General features: G+C 30.9%; 15 protein-coding genes. 7 read left to right on the top strand and 8 right to left on the bottom strand.

Features of this window, described 5'->3' with window-relative positions; translation table 11 throughout:
* Positions 1 to 1104, top strand: a complete 1104-nt coding sequence (locus ACIJYB_RS05300; RefSeq protein WP_435150358.1) for an NAD(P)/FAD-dependent oxidoreductase — start codon at positions 1 to 3, stop codon at positions 1102 to 1104.
* Between the two features lies 1 nt (position 1105).
* On the opposite strand, the gene ACIJYB_RS05295 is transcribed toward ACIJYB_RS05300, so the two are convergent.
* From ACIJYB_RS05295 to ACIJYB_RS05270, 6 genes are read right to left on the bottom strand one after another with little or no spacing between them, the layout of a single operon-like run.
* Entirely contained in the window at positions 1106 to 2548 is a 1443-nt protein-coding gene (locus ACIJYB_RS05295) for a protein adenylyltransferase SelO (RefSeq protein ID WP_435150357.1), read from the bottom strand.
* A gap of 6 nt (positions 2549 to 2554) precedes the next feature.
* The gene (gene fdhF / locus ACIJYB_RS05290; RefSeq protein WP_435150355.1) at positions 2555 to 5323 is read right to left on the bottom strand and encodes a formate dehydrogenase subunit alpha; all 2769 of its coding nucleotides are present in this window, start codon (positions 5321 to 5323) and stop codon (positions 2555 to 2557) included.
* Complete coding sequence (locus ACIJYB_RS05285; RefSeq protein WP_435150353.1) at positions 5323 to 6978, bottom strand: NADH-ubiquinone oxidoreductase-F iron-sulfur binding region domain-containing protein; 1656 nt, start codon at positions 6976 to 6978, stop codon at positions 5323 to 5325. The genes fdhF and ACIJYB_RS05285 overlap by 1 nt, the downstream gene beginning before the upstream one ends.
* Positions 6979 to 6996: 18 nt before the next feature.
* Positions 6997 to 7836, bottom strand: coding sequence for a formate dehydrogenase accessory sulfurtransferase FdhD (fdhD, locus tag ACIJYB_RS05280; protein ID WP_435150352.1), 840 nt, complete (start codon positions 7834 to 7836; stop codon positions 6997 to 6999).
* Between the two features lie 3 nt (positions 7837 to 7839).
* Entirely contained in the window at positions 7840 to 8316 is a 477-nt protein-coding gene (locus ACIJYB_RS05275; protein ID WP_435150350.1) for an HPP family protein, read from the bottom strand.
* Positions 8316 to 8714, bottom strand: a complete 399-nt coding sequence (locus ACIJYB_RS05270) for an iron-sulfur cluster assembly scaffold protein (RefSeq protein WP_435150348.1) — start codon at positions 8712 to 8714, stop codon at positions 8316 to 8318. Before ACIJYB_RS05270 ends, ACIJYB_RS05275 begins: the two co-directional genes overlap by 1 nt.
* Positions 8715 to 8756: 42 nt before the next feature.
* Between ACIJYB_RS05270 and ACIJYB_RS05265 the strand changes: the two genes are divergently transcribed.
* From ACIJYB_RS05265 to ACIJYB_RS05240, 6 genes are read left to right on the top strand one after another with little or no spacing between them, the layout of a single operon-like run.
* Positions 8757 to 9365 (top strand): molybdenum cofactor guanylyltransferase, encoded by a 609-nt coding sequence (locus ACIJYB_RS05265; protein WP_435150346.1) that lies wholly within the window; start codon positions 8757 to 8759, stop codon positions 9363 to 9365.
* On the top strand, positions 9358 to 10611 hold the full coding sequence (locus tag ACIJYB_RS05260) for a molybdopterin molybdotransferase MoeA (protein WP_435150345.1): 1254 nt from the start codon (positions 9358 to 9360) through the stop codon (positions 10609 to 10611). The genes ACIJYB_RS05265 and ACIJYB_RS05260 overlap by 8 nt, the downstream gene beginning before the upstream one ends.
* 51 nt (positions 10612 to 10662) lie before the next feature.
* A complete protein-coding gene (locus tag ACIJYB_RS05255; protein WP_435150343.1) occupies positions 10663 to 11568 on the top strand; it encodes a DMT family transporter in 906 nt (301 codons plus the stop codon).
* Positions 11569 to 11572: 4 nt separating this feature from the next.
* Positions 11573 to 12790 carry an aminopeptidase P family protein gene (locus ACIJYB_RS05250; RefSeq protein WP_435150341.1) on the top strand — a complete coding sequence of 406 codons (1218 nt, stop codon included), beginning with the start codon at positions 11573 to 11575 and terminating at the stop codon, positions 12788 to 12790.
* 5 nt (positions 12791 to 12795) lie between these two features.
* Entirely contained in the window at positions 12796 to 13911 is a 1116-nt protein-coding gene (locus tag ACIJYB_RS05245) for a serine/threonine protein kinase (protein WP_435150339.1), read from the top strand.
* A 1-nt stretch (position 13912) separates the two neighbouring features.
* A complete protein-coding gene (locus ACIJYB_RS05240; RefSeq protein ID WP_435150337.1) occupies positions 13913 to 14965 on the top strand; it encodes a threonine aldolase family protein in 1053 nt (350 codons plus the stop codon).
* Here the strand turns inward: ACIJYB_RS05240 and ACIJYB_RS05235 are convergent.
* Positions 14958 to 15185, bottom strand: coding sequence for a hypothetical protein (locus tag ACIJYB_RS05235; protein ID WP_435150336.1), 228 nt, complete (start codon positions 15183 to 15185; stop codon positions 14958 to 14960). The genes ACIJYB_RS05240 and ACIJYB_RS05235 overlap by 8 nt on opposite strands.
* A gap of 114 nt (positions 15186 to 15299) precedes the next feature.
* On the bottom strand, positions 15300 to 16190 hold the full coding sequence (locus tag ACIJYB_RS05230; RefSeq protein ID WP_435150334.1) for a heparin lyase I family protein: 891 nt from the start codon (positions 16188 to 16190) through the stop codon (positions 15300 to 15302).
* Positions 16191 to 16202: the final 12 nt, after the last annotated feature.

The raw sequence follows: 16202 nt of genomic DNA, 5'->3' as shown, positions 1-16202 counted from the left end.
ATGGATGATGTTGTTATAATTGGTGGTGGTATAATAGGAGCTGCAAGTGCTTATTTTTTATCTAAAGAAGGTAGGAAAGTAAAAGTAATAGAAAGAGATCCAACTTACAAAACAGCTTCATTCCCATTATCTTTAGGTGGTTTTAGAAGACAATTTTTTCAAAAAGAAAATATTTTACTTGGTAAATTTGCAAGAGAATTTATCTATCAAATTCCAGATCTTTTAAAAACTGAAAAAAACCCAAATCCAACTGCTAGCATGGTAACTAATGGTTATTTGTTAATGTTTGGTCCAGAACATGCAGACGAACAATATAAAGCCCTTGAAAACCATAAAGCTTGTGAAGCAGAGACTAAAAATATTCAAGGTTCTGAATTATCAAAAATATTTCCCTACATAAATAGTGAAGGAATAGAAACAGCAACTTATACTGACAACCAAAGTGAAGGTTGGATTGATCCATTTATGTTTCACAGTGCTTTAAAAAGTAAAGCAATCGAATTAGGTGCTGAATTTATTAAAGGAGAAGTAAAAAGTATTTCTGAACTTAAAGCTAAGACAATAGTATCAGCAGCAGGTTGTTGGACTAAAGAATTGTTAGAAGACATACCGGTAGTTCCTCAAAAACACACTGTTTTTAGAGTTAAATGTCCTAAATATATAAAAGAAATGCCACTTATTGGAGATTTAACAACAGGCGTTTATTGGAGACCTGAAGGTGGAGAGTATCTAGCAGGTTCGCCTAATTCAGTTTTTGATGCAACAGATTTAGAACCGGCTTGGAATGATTTTGAAGAATTAGTATGGCCAGCATTAGCTCAGAGAATACCTGCATTTGAAGAATTAAAATTAACAGGTGGTTGGGCTGGTTATTATGATTGTAATAAATTAGACAACAATGCAGTAGTAGGCAAACATCCAAAATTTGATAATGTTTATATGGCATCTGGATTTACAGGCAGAGGTTTAATGCAAGCTCCTGGTATTGGAAGAGCTTTAACTGAACTGATTACAACTGGATCTTATCAAACAATCGACATCAGTGATTTTGCAGTTGAAAGAGTTCTTGGAAATAGCGCAAGACCAGAACCATACGTCTTATAAATTAAGTTCCACAAAAAGTTTGATAATCTTTATCATTTGAAGGCAATTGATAATCTTGTACATCAACTTTTTTATCATAGGGTTTATTCAATTTTGATAGCAACTTATTCATTACCTCTAAATTATCCTCATTAGCAGCTGTTAAGGCCTCTTCGACTTTATGATTTCTTGGTATAATAACCGGGTTAACATTATTCATAAGTTTAAGAGATTTTTCTTTTGAATTATTATTTTTAGAAATTCTTTTTTGCCATTCATTACACCATTTAACAAAATACTCATCTTTGTAAATTTGATCATTAATCTTAATATTCATTAAATAACAAAATGTATTTGTATAATCTGCTTTATTTTTTTGCATCCAATTTAATAAATCATTAATTAGTTTTTTGTCATTTTTATCATTTCCATATAAACCAAGTTTATCTCTCATCATATTTAGCCATTTTTCTTCATATATATTTTGAAAGTTATCAATAGTCTTGGTTGCTAATTTAATAGCAGCATCCTCATCTTTATTGATTAGTGGGATTAGACATTCAGCAAATCTTGCTAAATTCCATTTAGTAATTGGAGGCTGATTAGAAAATGAATATCTTCCAAATTTATCAATAGAGCTAAAAACTGTTTTAGGATCATATTGATTCATAAATGCACAAGGACCATAATCAATTGTTTCACCTGAGATTGCCATATTATCTGTGTTCATTACACCATGAATAAAACCAACACGCATCCAATCAACTACTAATTTACATTGTCTTTCCATTACAAGGTTAAGCAAATCTAAAGCTTTATTATTGGATGATTTAATTTCTGGGTAATGTCTGTCTATTGTGTAATCAACCAAAGTATTTAAATCATCTAAATTTTGTTTTGCAGCAATGTATTGAAATGTACCAACACGAATATGACTTGATGCTACTCTTGTTAAAATTGCTCCTAGTAATAAATTTTCTCTTACAACTTTCTCACCAGTTTTCACTACAGCAAGACTTCTAGTAGTAGGAATTTTTAATGCATGTATGGCCTCACTAATTATATATTCTCTCAACATCGCCCCTAAAACAGCACGACCATCGCCACTTCTTGAAAATGATGTTCGACCAGAACCTTTAAATTGAATATCAAAACGCTTGTTTTTATTGACTAAATGCTCTCCAAGAAGCACAGCTCTTCCATCACCCAGCATTGTAAAATGACCAAATTGATGACCTGCGTAAGCTTGTGCAATAGTATCTACTCCTTCTGGCAATGAGTTTCCTGAAAATAATTTTGCTAAATCTTTATTATTAATTTTTGCGAAATCTAAGTTTAAATCTTTAGCTAATTCTTTGTTTAATATTACCAAATCAGGATCATGCACTGGTATTGGTTTAATTTCTTCTTTGAATACATTAGATAATTTTGAGTATGTATTATCAAAATGCCAACCTATGGTCATTTTAAATTAATTCACTTCAGCTTGATTTTCTTTTGGTTTAACTTCTGTCTTAAACTGGTTTGAAATTTTTTGAACTTCTACAGATGATACTTTATATTCTGCACACATCGTTTCTTCATCTTTACCATGACCAGTAACCATATTAACCATATGTTCTGGAAAATGAAATGTTGTAAATACAATTCCTTCCTTAACTTTATCTGTTACCTCTACTTTTAAAGCTACCTCACCTCTTCCAGAATATAATCTTCCAATATCACCAGTGTTAATATCTCTATGTGCTGCATCTTTAGGATGAATTAAAAGAACATCCTCATCTACAATATTGATGTTTTTAGTTCTTCTAGTCATTGTTGCTGCATTGTAGTGTTGTAAAACTCTGCTAGTTGTTAAGATTAGAGGATATTTTTTTTTATTTGTTTCTATTTCAGTAGATTCTTTCCAGTCAAAATTTTTAAGTCTTCCTTTACCTAATTTGAATGATTCTGTGTGTAATATTTGTGTATCAGTACCATCTTCTTGAACAGGCCACTGTAAGCCAAGCTTACCAAGTCTCTTTCTTGTTACTCCCTTAAAGAAAGGAACAACGTCTGCAATTTCTTTCAATACTTGATCAGCATCATATGATGGTTGGTCAAAACCAAGTTTTTGCATCATGTCTGTTACAATAACTCCATCTGGTTTTGTTCCTGGTAAGGGTTCAACAGCTTTATTTACTCTTTGAATTCTTCTCTCTGTATTTGTGAAAGTTCCATCTTTTTCTAAGAATGTAGTTCCAGGTAAAACAACAGTTGCAAGTTTAGCAGTTTCGCTCATAAATATTTCTTGTACAACCAAAAGCTCTAATGAATTCATTGCCTCAACAACATGTGCACTGTTAGGGTCAGTTTGAACAATATCTTCTCCAATAATCCATAGACCTTTTAATTCTTTGTCAATTGCAGCTTCAAACATTTCTGGAATTTTTAACCCAGGTTTTGTTGGATGAGTTACTCCATATTTTTCAGTATAAAATTTTTGATTTTTTTCATCAGCTACTTCAAAGTACCCTGCTCCTTGGTGAGGTTGACACCCCATATCAGCAGCTCCTTGAACATTATTTTGTCCTCTAAGTGGGTTTACCCCAACTCCTTTTCTACCAATATTTCCTGTAATCATTGCAAGATCTGCAATCAGCATTACTGTTTTAGATCCTTGTTCTTGTTCTGTAACCCCTAAACCATGGAATTCCATTGAGTTTTTAGCTGTTGCATAAGCTATAGCTGCTTCTTTAACCATTTGTTTATCAACACCAGCAACTTTAGCTAATTGGTCGACATCTTGTCTCTCAATTTCTTTAATAAAATTATCAAATCCCTCTGTTCTATCTCTAACAAAATCTACATTATATAATTTAGATTTAATAATAAAGTGCAACATCATATTAAGAACAGCAACATTAGTACCAGGTCTTAACTTGATGTGATAATCAGCAAGTTTTGCAAGTTCAGTTGTAATCGGGTCTAATACAATTAATTTTTTACCTTTCATTACTTGTTGTTTGATTTTTGCACCAGTTACTGGATGAGCATTAGTTGGGTTTGCTCCAATAACTATAAAACAATCAGCATGATAAATATCTTCGGTAGAATTAGTTGCAGCACCTGTTCCAAATGTTTGTTGCATTCCCCATGCTGTTGGTGAGTGACAAATTCTTGCACAACAGTCTACACTATTAGTACCTACTGCTGCTCTAATCATTTTTTGAAATACATAATTTTCTTCATTAGTACATCTTGCAGATGAAATTCCAGCAAATGCATCAGGGCCATTATCTTTAGTAATTCTATTCATTTCTTTTTTGATAAAATCATAAGCCTCATCCCAAGAAGCTTCTTCAAATTTTCCATTTCTTTTTATTAATGGAGTTTTTAATCTGTCAGGATGGTCATAAAAACTAAATGCATATCTTCCTTTAATACAAGTATGACCTGCATTAACATCTGTTTCTTTAGGTGTATCAATTGCCACAACTTTATTATCTTTAATTGAAGCTTCAAGATTACAACCAACACCACAATAAGAGCAAGTTGTTCTAACTTTTTCATCTACATCTGCAGATTTAGATTTAAAAACATCTGAAATTGCATCTGTTGGGCAAGTGTGAGCACATGCTCCACAAGAAACACAAGACGAGTCACCAAACATCATGTCATTGTCTGTAGTGATCCTAGACTCAAAACCTCTTCCACTCATTGTTAAAACAAATGATCCTTGAATTTCATCGCATGCACGCACACATCTTCCACAATTAATACAATTATCCAAGTTCATTCTCATATAATCATGAGAAGTGTCTCTTGGAATTCCTTTATGTTGTTTTGGACTGTTGTATCTGTGATCAGAAATACCCAAATCATTTGCAACAGTTTGCAGTTCACAATTATTATTAACTTCGCAACTATCACATTCCATGGGATGATCAGTTAAAACTAATTCAACAATATTTTTTCTAAGACTTGTTAAAGCATCATTGGATGTAAAAATATGTTGGTTTTCAGCAATAGGAGTATGACATGAAGCAACAATTTTTGTTGGACCATCTTTCTCCAAAGCAACTTCAACAGAACAAACACGGCAAGCACCATAAGGAGCTAAATTAGGATCATCACAAAGAGTAGGAACTTTTTTTTCACCAACATAGCTTTTAACGAATTTTAAAATAGATGTGTGATTGACACCAATTTCGTATGGTTTTCCATCAATATAAGCTATTTTTCTTTTTTCAGAACTCATTAATTATCCTTAACCATATCATCTTTTATTTCGTCTCCAAAGTACTTAAGAATGTTCATTATTGGAGTAGGAATAGCTCCACAAAGTGCACATAAGCAACCCTTTTGCATAGTAACAAGCAATTCATTAAGTAATTTAAGAGGTATTTTAGTAGTTCCTTTTTTTGCTTGATCAAACATCTCTTTACCTCTGTATGATCCAAGTCTTCCTGGAAAACATTTGCCACACGATTCTTCTGCTGAGAACTCAAATAAATGGTGAATATATTCTGCCATTGAAAAATTTTTTGGAATACTAACAACACTTGCGTGCCCCAACATAAAACCTTTTGCTGTAAATTCTTGAAAGTCTAAATTTAAATTATCAATTTCACTTAATGGTACTACACCACCAAGAGGACCACCAACTTGAAATGCTTTAACAGGCTCTTTATATCCACCACCAATTTCATTAAATATTTTTTTCATAGATGTTCCCATATCTATTTCATAAACACCAGGGTTGTTAAAAAAACTATCAAGACAAACTAGTTTTGTTCCTGCAGATTTTTTATTTCCTATTGCTGAAAATTTTTCAGGGCCATTAATTAAAATACCAGTTGCTGCCGCTAATGTTTCAACATTATTAACTACAGTTGGTTTTTTATATAAACCTTCTGTTACTGGAAAAGGAGGTCTAACATCTACTTCAGCACGTCTTCCTTCTATAGATGCAATCAAAGCAGTTTCTTCTCCACAAATATAAGCACCTTGTCCAATACAAATTCCTAAATCAAAAGAGAAATCTGTTCCTAAGATGTTATCACCAAGTAAACCTAATTTTTTAAGTTCATTTATACTTCCATTAATAGCTTCGATAGATTTTGGATATTCACCTCTAATATATAAAACTCCCTCATCACTTCCAATTACTAGTCCACAGATAACCATACCAAAAATAACTTTGAGAGGTTGATCTTCTAATAAGTATCTGTCTGAGAATGCTCCAGAGTCTCCTTCGTCTGCATTACAAATAACATATTTTTTTTCACCTTTTGCTTTACTACAAAAATCCCATTTCATACCAGCTGGAAAACCTGCACCACCTCGGCCTGTAAGATTAGAATCTAATAATGATTTTACAATACTTTGTTTATCTGTTTTTAAAAATTTATTTAACTGATTTTTAAATTGATCTGTTGATGAAAGCTTATCATCCATTAAAAAACTTGTTGTAGCAAAACTTTTTGAAAAGAATTTTTCTTGCTTAATGTCTTCACCTTTTAAAATCTGATCAATTTTTTCAATATCTTTACCGGCATAATTTTCGCCATCATAATGGAAGGCATTATTTTCATAGCAATGTCCTAAACAGAACATTTCTCCAACTTTATCATCACCAAGTTTTTCTTTTAAAGTATCTTTTAATTTATCCTGAGTACCAGCACACATACAGGCGCTACCGTTACAAACAAATGCTTTTTTTTCACGGTGTGATGGTCTTAAAAATTCATAAAATGATTCAGCGCCATGAATTGTTGAAACACCTAAATTATGCTCTTTGGCAATTTCATTAATATCTTTAGGACTGTCGCTAAGGGTGTTTTCAGAGATTTGCTTAAATAGATTATCTTTTAAGCCAATTCTACCTGATAAATTACTTATATTTTTTGACACAAATATCCTTCTTTTCAATTAGTCCACAATAACTTTTTTGTTATTTGTATAAATGTTAAAACTATCTCTCTTTACGAAACCAATGAGGGTTATGTCAAATTTATTCGCTAGATCAATGGCTAGGCTAGTTGGCGCACCAACTCCGATCATTATTCCTATATCTGTCATCAAAACTTTTTGAACTAGCTCAAAATTAAGTCGACCAGAGCATGTTATAAATTGTGTTTTAGGGTTTAATTGATCATTGATTAAGGCATTTCCAATAAGTTTATCTAAAGCATTATGTCTTCCAACATCTTCTCTCAAGTTAACCAACTCCCCATTACTACTAAATAAACCACTGGCGTGTATTCCGCCTGTTTTACTAAACTCAGATTGATTTTCCTGTAAAATTTTTGGAGATAGAATGACAGTTTCTTTTGTAATCTTTGGCTCTGATGAATTAGTTTTATTTTTTTTAATAATCTCTAATGCATCTAAGGATGATTTGCCACAAACACCACAAGATGAATTAATTAGAAAGTCTCTTTTAATTTTAGAAATATTAACGTTTTGAGAATTATTAAGTGTGGCTAATATCTTATTTTGAATATTATATTGACCAACTTTATCACCATAACTTTCAACAGATTCTATATCTTTAATACTTTGAACTATTTGCTCATTAAACAAAAAACCTCTAATTAAATCTTCATCATTGCCAGGTGTTCTCATTGTAATTGATAAATTTTGAGTAATCCACTTATCTTGTTCTTTAAATTTTAAAGAAATTTCTAAAGGTTCTTCAATTGAAACTAAATCTTCTATATTCTCAAATTTTTTTGAGCTGAATTTTAAAACTTTATATTTTGAGTTCATAAATTATTTCAAAGGATAATTTTTTTTAAGAATAAATTTATTAATTAAAATAGCTAGTAGTAGAATTATAATACATCCAAAAATTATTGGACTAATTAAATAATCATATGAAACACTACCAATAATGACTATGATTGGGTTTCCACCTGCAGGAGGATGAACTACATTTAATAAAATCATTAAAAAAATTCCAACTCCTACAGCAAGAGCGATATTAATATAAATTGGTAAAGGAATATAATTTACAAAAATTACTCCAACTAAAGCTGTTAACAGATGACCAAAGAAAACATTTTTTGGTTGAGCAAAAGGACTTTCTGGAAATCCAAATAACAAAACCATTGAAGAACCAAATGATCCAGCTAGAAAATAACCCAATGTACTTTTGTAAGTTAGAACAGTTAATACTCCAATAGTGAATGCTGAAAAAAAACCCGCAATTAATGCTTTTTGTAATAGTGGTTTAGTAATTTTAATCATTAAATTTTCAATGCTTTTAAAACAGTTCTTAACGGAAGCAGCAAACATTCTTTTCTTGCTATATTTTTTTTATCTAAAATTTCTTTAAAATCTTTCCAATGTTTTTCTAAAGTAGTCTTAACATCTTCAAATAAATTTTCACCTGAAGCTATAAAAAACTTTATTTCTTCTATCTTTTTATCTTTTATTTTTCTTGAAAGTAAACTAACGGATGCCTGACAATAAACACATGATTTACATTGATAACCAATATCTTTCACTACATCATCTTTTACAATTAAACTTATTTCCATTTCATCTCCACATAAGGGGTTTTTGTTTTTTGATTTATGAGTGAAATTATCAAGAACTTTATTGTTCTCTGTATGAGAGGCAATTTCTAAAATTCTAAGATCCATTATATTTCTTTAATTAAAGCCTTAATGTTTTATATTTTGTAAATGGATCATAGCAAGATTTTAGGTGTAGTTCTAGCAGGCGGAAAGTCCCAAAGATTTGGTGAGGATAAGTCTCAGGTGAAATTAGCTGATAAATTATTAATTGATTATATTCTTTCTGAAATTAATGATGAATTCAAAGAATTATTAATTATATCAAATAACTTAATAAAATTTCAAAAGTCAGATAAAATATCACTGATAGAAGATTTCAAAAAAAATTTGGGACCACTTGGTGGTGTTTTTACAGCAATGAAGTGGATAAAAGATAATAATAAAGAATATCAATGGGTTTCAACTTTTCCAACCGATACCCCATTTTTTAAAACTCAGATATTAAAAGATTTTTTTAATAAGGTAAAACCTGAAGAAAGTAAGCTTTTTTTTATTAAATCAAATAATACAAGACACAATATATTTGGTTTATGGTCACTTGATTTAATAGATAAATTAGAAGAAGATTTAGAAAAGGGAGTAAGAAAAGTTGAAGTTTGGGCAGATAGTGTTGGCGTCAAGATAATTAATATGAGGTTTGATAAAAATAATCCATTCTTTAATATAAATACTAGAGAAGATCTTGAAAAAGCTAAAGTAAATTTATTAAATGATTAGTTATCAAAATTCAAAGCAGATTTTAAAAAAAGGAATCATAAAAATTCAAAATGAATCAATTAAAAGTGTTAATTCTTTAAATAGAGTTGCCTCAACTAATATTTATTCAAACATTAACTATCCATCAGGAGATAACGCTGCATTTGATGGCTTTGCAATTAATTCAAATGATACAAAAAGCTTTAAAAAATTAACTAAACAACAATTTAAAATTATAGGATCTATTCCAGCAGGAGTGAAACCTTTTAAAAAAAGAATTCGAAAATTTGATGCAGTTGAAATTATGACAGGAGGTATTATTCCAAAAGGTTTTGATACCATCATTCCAATAGAACAAATTGTCTTCTACCCAAGTAAAAATAATCAAAAATATATATTAGTTAATCAAAAAATTAATAAATATAATCACGTGAGATTCAAAGGATCTGATTATAAAAAAAATGAATTAGTTGTAAAAAAAAATACAATCATTCAAGCCAATCATATTTTAGCTTTTAAAACATTAGGTATTAAAAATATTAAAGTTAAAAAAAAAATAAATATATTATTTTTCTCTACAGGAAATGAAATATCAAACAAAGATGATATCCCTGACTGGAAAGTTAGGAATTCAAATAGCCATTACATCAAAAACTTAAATAAAAATTTTTTGTTTAATTTTATTGATGGTGGAATTTTAAAAGACAGTCATCACAAAATTTTTAAATCAAAAATTACCAAAACATTTAACTCTAAAACAGATATTATTATTACCTCAGGCGCAGTTTCTGCTGGAAAGTTTGATTTTATTCCTGGTGTTATAAAGTCCTTTAAATTAGAGCACTTTTTTAAAAATGTAGCAATCAGACCTGGCAAACCTATTTTGTTTGCAAAGATCAAAGGTAAACAAAAAGCAATTTTTGGATTACCTGGAAATCCAATGTCTTCTGCTGCTTGTTTTAGATTTTTTGTATACCCTTATATAGAAAACATATTAGGTCTAAGAAACGAAAAGCCTCTCAAAGCTATTTTGAAAAATGATTTCCTGAAGAAGAAAAACTTTACTAGATTTGCAAAAAGTAAATTAAACACAACTAAAAATGGAAAAATAGTAGTCGAAATTCTTAAAGGACAAGAGTCTTTTAGAATTAGATCATTTGTAAAATCAAATATTTGGGCGTTATTGCCAGCAGGTAAGGCTAGATTTAAAAAAGGAGAAATTGTTGATTGTTTTTTCCCCAACCACTCTAATTCAACCTTAGTATAAGCTTCGTCATTTTTGTTGTAGTTAAATCTATTTAGAATTAAATATCTGAATATGTTTGAGCTTAAAAATCCCAAAACAGCAGTTCCAGTTGTTTTGTTTGCAGGTCTTATATGGTCTTTTGGACCTTTAGTTGTTCGTTATATGGATGACCCACATTTAATACCTTGGCAATACGTTTTTGGAAGAGGGTTAACAATTTTTATTTTATTAAATTTATATTTGTTTTTTGAAGAAGGAAAAAACTTTTATAAGAATTATTTTAGAATGGGTGTCTCAGGTTTGATTGGAGGCTCAGGTCTTGGAATAGCTATGATTTCTTTTATGTTTTCAATAACAAACACTAGTGCAGCAATAACTTTACTTTGTTTGGCAGCAATGCCATTTTTTACTGCTCTACTTGCTTTCTTATTTTTAAAAGAAAAAATTTCATTAAATGTTTGGATATCAATAATCATTGCAACAATTGGTATTGGGATCATGGCCGTTGGCAATACTTCTGAAGCATCTTTAATTGGATTTGTCTTTGGAATGACATCTTCTATAGGGTTTGCAGTTTTTTCTGTATCCTTAAGATGGCGAAAAGAAACTCCAAAATTTACAACCACTGCATTTGCTGGTTTCTTTTGTTTTATATTTGCTTCAATAGTAATTTTAAGCAATGATTATGTTTTTTTTGCAACAAGTTATAATAGTTCACTATTCTCACTTCATGGCACATTAGTTTGTTTAGGATTAATTTTATATTCAATTGGATCTAAAGCTATACCTGCAGCTGAATTAACATTATTATCTTTAACTGAAGTAATAGGTGGAATATTTTGGGTATGGCTACCTATATTTGGTATTAATGAAATACCAGTGACCAACACTATTATTGGTGGTTTTTTTCTTTTTATATCTCTTACGTATTATAGTTTAGTAATGAGATGGAACAAAAGATATATCGGATTAAATTAATTTTATGGAAAGACCAGATTTTTTTACTTTAAAAAATGGAGATAAGGTTAAACTTCCTTTTTCAAATACAGAATACGATAGAAGAGTAAACAATTTAAGAACTGTAATGGATAAAAATAATCTTGATATGGTTATTTTAACATCAATGCACAACATTGCATATTATACAGGATTTATTTATTGTTCTTTTGGTAGACCTTATGGTTGTGTGGTAACAAAAAATAAAATTTCAACAATCTCAGCAAACATTGACGCAAGCCAACCTTGGAGAAGATCACACTGCGATAATGTAATTTATACAGATTGGAAAAGAGATAATTTTTTAAGAGCTATTGTATCTATCATTGGAAGAGATGATCCTCCAAAAAATATTGGACTTGAAAATGATCATGTCACTCTAGATATGAGAGAAAAAATAGGGTCTATTTTTACATTTTCTGTTTTCAGTGACATTTCAAAAGATTTGATGCAACTAAGAATGATTAAATCTAATGAAGAAATTGAAATTATTAAAAACGGAGCAAGAATTGCCGATTTAGGTGGAGAAGAAATTGTTAAAAATATCAAAGAAGGAAATACAGAAATTGAGATAGCGATTGCAGGTCGTGACCGAATGGAACGTGAAATTGTAAAATCATATCCAGATGCTGAATATATGGATACTTGGGTTTGGTTTCAGTCAGGTATTAATACTGATGGTGCACATAATCCAAAAACAAATAAAAAACTAATTAACGGAGATATTTTGTCTTTAAATACTTTCCCAATGATTTCGGGATATTATACAGCGTTAGAGAGAACATTATTTTTAGATCATGTAGATGATGCATCATTAAAAGCATGGGAGGCGAATGTTAAAGTTCACAAAAGAGGATTAGAACTTATTAAACCCGGTGTAAAATGCTCTGACATTTGTCATGAATTAAATGAATTGTTTGCAGAACTAGGATACTTGCATTACCGAACTTTTGGGTATGGACATTCTTTTGGTGTTCTTTCACATTTCTATGGAAGAGAAGCAGGATTGGAACTTAGAGAAGATATTGACACTGTACTTGAAGAAAACATGGTTATCTCAATAGAACCAATGATAATGATACCTGAAGGAAATCCAGGAGCAGGTGGTTATAGAGAACACGATATATTAGTGATTGGTAAAGATGGTGCAGAAAACATCACAAAATTTCCTTTCGGCCCTGAGCATAATATTATAAAAAATTAAAAGTTATGAGTGATAATAAAACTATTGTTAATAGTTGGAATGAGTGGGATCCATTAAAACATGTGATCGTAGGTAGAGCTGACGGAACTTGTATACCAGCTCCAGAGCCTGCACTAGATGCTAAAGTTCCTGAAGATAGTGATATGAGAGGTAAGTTTGGCCCAAGAACCAAAGATGCAGTTGATAAAGCTAAACAACTCTTAGACGATTTTTCAAACATGCTAATTAAAAAAGGAGTTAAAGTAGACAGACCCACTCCAATTGATTTTAATAAAAAAACTTCAACACCTGATTGGGAAGCAGAAACTATGTTTGGCTGTATGCCACCAAGAGATGTTTTGCTTACTGTTGGTAATGAAATTTTAGAAGCAACAATGAGTTATCGTTGTAGATGGTTTGAGTACCTTTGTTACCGGCCTTTACTTCAAGAGTATTATAACCAAGATTCCAACATGAGGCACGAGTCTGCTCCAAAACCAAGGTTAACAGATAAAGATTATCGAACAGATTACTTGTCAGATAAAATCGGTATTCAAAAAAGATTAGAATGGACTGAAGATAAATTTTTTGTAACCACAGAAGAAGAACCGTTATTTGATGCAGCTGACGTTTTAAGATTTGGAAAAGATTTAGTTGTACAACATGGTTTTACAACAAATTTAAAAGGAATTGATTGGTTAAAAAGACATTACAAAGATCATAGAGTTCATGCGGTTAATTTTCCAGGTGATCCTTACCCAATCCATATCGATGCAACTTTTACTCCAATTAAAGAGGGTTTAATTATCAACAATCCTCAAAGAAGATTACCTAAAGAGCAAAGAAAATTATTTGAAGACAATGGTTGGGAAATTGTTGATAGCGCTCAACCAGCGCATAATGAACCACCGCCACTGTGTTATTCTTCAACATGGTTATCGATGAATGTATTGGTGCTTGATCCTAAAACAGTTTGTGTTGAAAAAAGTGAAATTTATCAAGCAGAACAACTAGATAAACTTGGAATGGAAGTTATACCAGTTGAGCTTAGGGATGCCTATGCTTTTGGTGGAGGACTGCATTGTTGTACAGCAGATGTTTATCGAGAAGGCACTCTAAAGGATTATTTTCCAAAACAATAATATGGCAAAAATTAAAACAAAAAGAGAGCGTGTAAAATTCGCTTCAGATAATGTTGCAGGTGCTTGCCCAGAAGTATTGGATGCAATTTTAAAAGCAAATGACGGTGACAGTAACCCTTATGGAAATGATCAAATATCAACTGAATTACAAGACAAGTTTTCAGAAATTTTTGAAAAAGAGGTAATTGTTTTTCCAACTGCCTCAGGTACTGCTGCTAATGCATTAGCTTTATCTACAATGACACCTTCATTTGGAAATATTTATTGTCATAAATTATCTCATATTAATACAGATGAATGTGGTGCTCCTGAATTTTATACTGGAGGAGGAAAACTAGTTGCTTTACCAGGTGTTGATGGAAAAATTATAGCTGATGAATTAGAGCAGTCTATTGGAGGAAAAGGAATAGTGCATCATACCCAACCCTCATCTGTAAGTATTACTCAAGTTTGTGAAACTGGAGAGGTATATCAAATAGATGAAATTAAACAGATTTCAGATGTTGCTCACAAACATAATCTTAATATGCACATGGATGGAGCAAGGTTTGCTAATGCTTTAGTTTCTCTTGGTGTAACACCTGCTGAGATGACTTGGAAATCAGGCATCGATGTATTGTCATTTGGTGCAACCAAAAATGGCTGTCTTGCAGCAGAAGCAATAATCTTTTTTAAGAAAGACTTAGTTGGTAATATTGCATTTTTAATGAAAAGAGCAGGGCACTTATTATCAAAAATGCGTTTTGTTTCAGCTCAATTAGATGCCTATATTTCAAATGATGTTTGGCTTAGGAATGCAAAACATGCAAATAAAATGGGAAAAAAATTAAGCAAAGGATTATCTAATCATTCAGATATTAAACTTTCATATCCAACAGAAGCTAACGAAGTTTTTGCAAAGTTTCCAAGAAATATGATCGAACATTTGAATTCAAAAGGCTATAAAATGAATGAAGATGAGTTGGATGGAAAATCAACAAGATTAGTTGCTGCTTGGAATACAAAAGATAGTGATGTTGATCAATTGTTAGAAATTTTAAAAAACTCTAACTAGGATTTTGCTTTAAAAACTCGATATACTTTAAAACCTCATCAAATTTCTCATCTGAAATATCTTTGTAACTTGCATTGAAATGATCTTTGACACAAATTGCAACATGAGCGTAGGGGTTTCTACCTTTTGGATGATTTGGGTGATCGGGTAGTTGCCCCACCAAATAATCGCCAGCTTCCTGTATCATTTTCCACAGTTTACTTGCGTTTTCTTTATTCATACTTATCCAGTTCTTGTTTTATCTATTAAACAACTAGAATTCCAACTAGAATGTCTTATAAAATCCTATAACCCAGAACCAAGATCCCTAAAAGTTTTTTCATTTAATTCAACACTATCTAAAACTTGATGGATCAATAATTGAAAGATCTTTATCATATAGCTTTTTATTATTTCCACCATGCATAAAATTTATATATTTCGAAACAGTTTGTGAAGTTAGAGATTGACAGATCTCTTTATTTAAAAGCTTATTACATGTTTTTTCTGCCTTTACTCCATCAAAATAAATAATTCTCTGGGGGTGAATTTCTTTAACTTGGGTAAGTCTGTAATTTTTTAAATAGGATGAGTATAATCCATATCTTAAACTAAATTTTTTTCCTTTTCCATAAGAACGGCCTTTAAAATCAACTTTTAGCTTTCCATCAATCCATACCTTCATAAATCCTTTAACAGGATCTGGATGCCAGTTACTATTAAAAATAATTTCAGTCCAACTACCAAATAACTCTTCATTAGGCTTTAATACTATATAAGCATTTTCATTAGGATCTCCATGGACAGCAAAGTGTCTATTAAATGTTAACCCTGCATGAGTTTGGTTAAACATAACTAATACTGCAAATGGATCTACAATACTAAATTGAATGAGAGACATTTTTGCAGGAGCAACTGAATTATAATCTTTTGGTAAATAAATATAAAATCTATACCATATTTCTTTTTTTGGAGATTTTGTTTTATAATAAAGTTCTGTTCTTTCTCTATCATTTTCACAATCACTCCAATTTGATTCAAAACCACATTCACCATGATTAGACTCAAACCTAATTGATTTTTTACCTATAATTGCAAAATCACTTACAGACACTGGATTTTTAGCTTTTGGAGAGTTTAATGAATGAAAATTTTCAGGTATGGCCAGTCCATAACGGTCTTCTTTTAATGCTTTTTTAATTTTAGAAAACTTTGTTTCAGAATAAGCATTACCGCTTAATATCAAACCCAGAACCAC

It is taken from the genome of Candidatus Pelagibacter bacterium nBUS_44, assembly GCF_051200895.1.
In the GTDB taxonomy this organism is placed as follows: Bacteria; Pseudomonadota; Alphaproteobacteria; order Pelagibacterales; family Pelagibacteraceae; genus Pelagibacter.
The sequence above is the reverse complement of the archived record's forward strand: the minus strand, read 5'-3'. Positions and strand labels throughout refer to the sequence as shown.

What these genes read in the sequence shown, in the direction of transcription:
- ACIJYB_RS05295 (WP_435150357.1), bottom strand. Translation starts at nt 2,548, where the DNA reads ATGACCATAGGTTGGCATTTTGATAATACATACTCAAAATTATCTAAT.
- ACIJYB_RS05260 (WP_435150345.1), top strand. Translation starts at nt 9,358, where the DNA reads ATGATTAGTTATCAAAATTCAAAGCAGATTTTAAAAAAAGGAATCATA.
- ACIJYB_RS05275 (WP_435150350.1), bottom strand. Translation starts at nt 8,316, where the DNA reads ATGATTAAAATTACTAAACCACTATTACAAAAAGCATTAATTGCGGGT.
- ACIJYB_RS05245 (WP_435150339.1), top strand. Translation starts at nt 12,796, where the DNA reads ATGAGTGATAATAAAACTATTGTTAATAGTTGGAATGAGTGGGATCCA.
- ACIJYB_RS05235 (WP_435150336.1), bottom strand. Translation starts at nt 15,185, where the DNA reads ATGAATAAAGAAAACGCAAGTAAACTGTGGAAAATGATACAGGAAGCT.
- fdhF (WP_435150355.1), bottom strand. Translation starts at nt 5,323, where the DNA reads ATGAGTTCTGAAAAAAGAAAAATAGCTTATATTGATGGAAAACCATAC.
- fdhD (WP_435150352.1), bottom strand. Translation starts at nt 7,836, where the DNA reads ATGAACTCAAAATATAAAGTTTTAAAATTCAGCTCAAAAAAATTTGAG.
- ACIJYB_RS05270 (WP_435150348.1), bottom strand. Translation starts at nt 8,714, where the DNA reads ATGGATCTTAGAATTTTAGAAATTGCCTCTCATACAGAGAACAATAAA.
- ACIJYB_RS05265 (WP_435150346.1), top strand. Translation starts at nt 8,757, where the DNA reads ATGGATCATAGCAAGATTTTAGGTGTAGTTCTAGCAGGCGGAAAGTCC.
- ACIJYB_RS05255 (WP_435150343.1), top strand. Translation starts at nt 10,663, where the DNA reads ATGTTTGAGCTTAAAAATCCCAAAACAGCAGTTCCAGTTGTTTTGTTT.
- ACIJYB_RS05250 (WP_435150341.1), top strand. Translation starts at nt 11,573, where the DNA reads ATGGAAAGACCAGATTTTTTTACTTTAAAAAATGGAGATAAGGTTAAA.
- ACIJYB_RS05240 (WP_435150337.1), top strand. Translation starts at nt 13,913, where the DNA reads ATGGCAAAAATTAAAACAAAAAGAGAGCGTGTAAAATTCGCTTCAGAT.
- ACIJYB_RS05300 (WP_435150358.1), top strand. Translation starts at nt 1, where the DNA reads ATGGATGATGTTGTTATAATTGGTGGTGGTATAATAGGAGCTGCAAGT.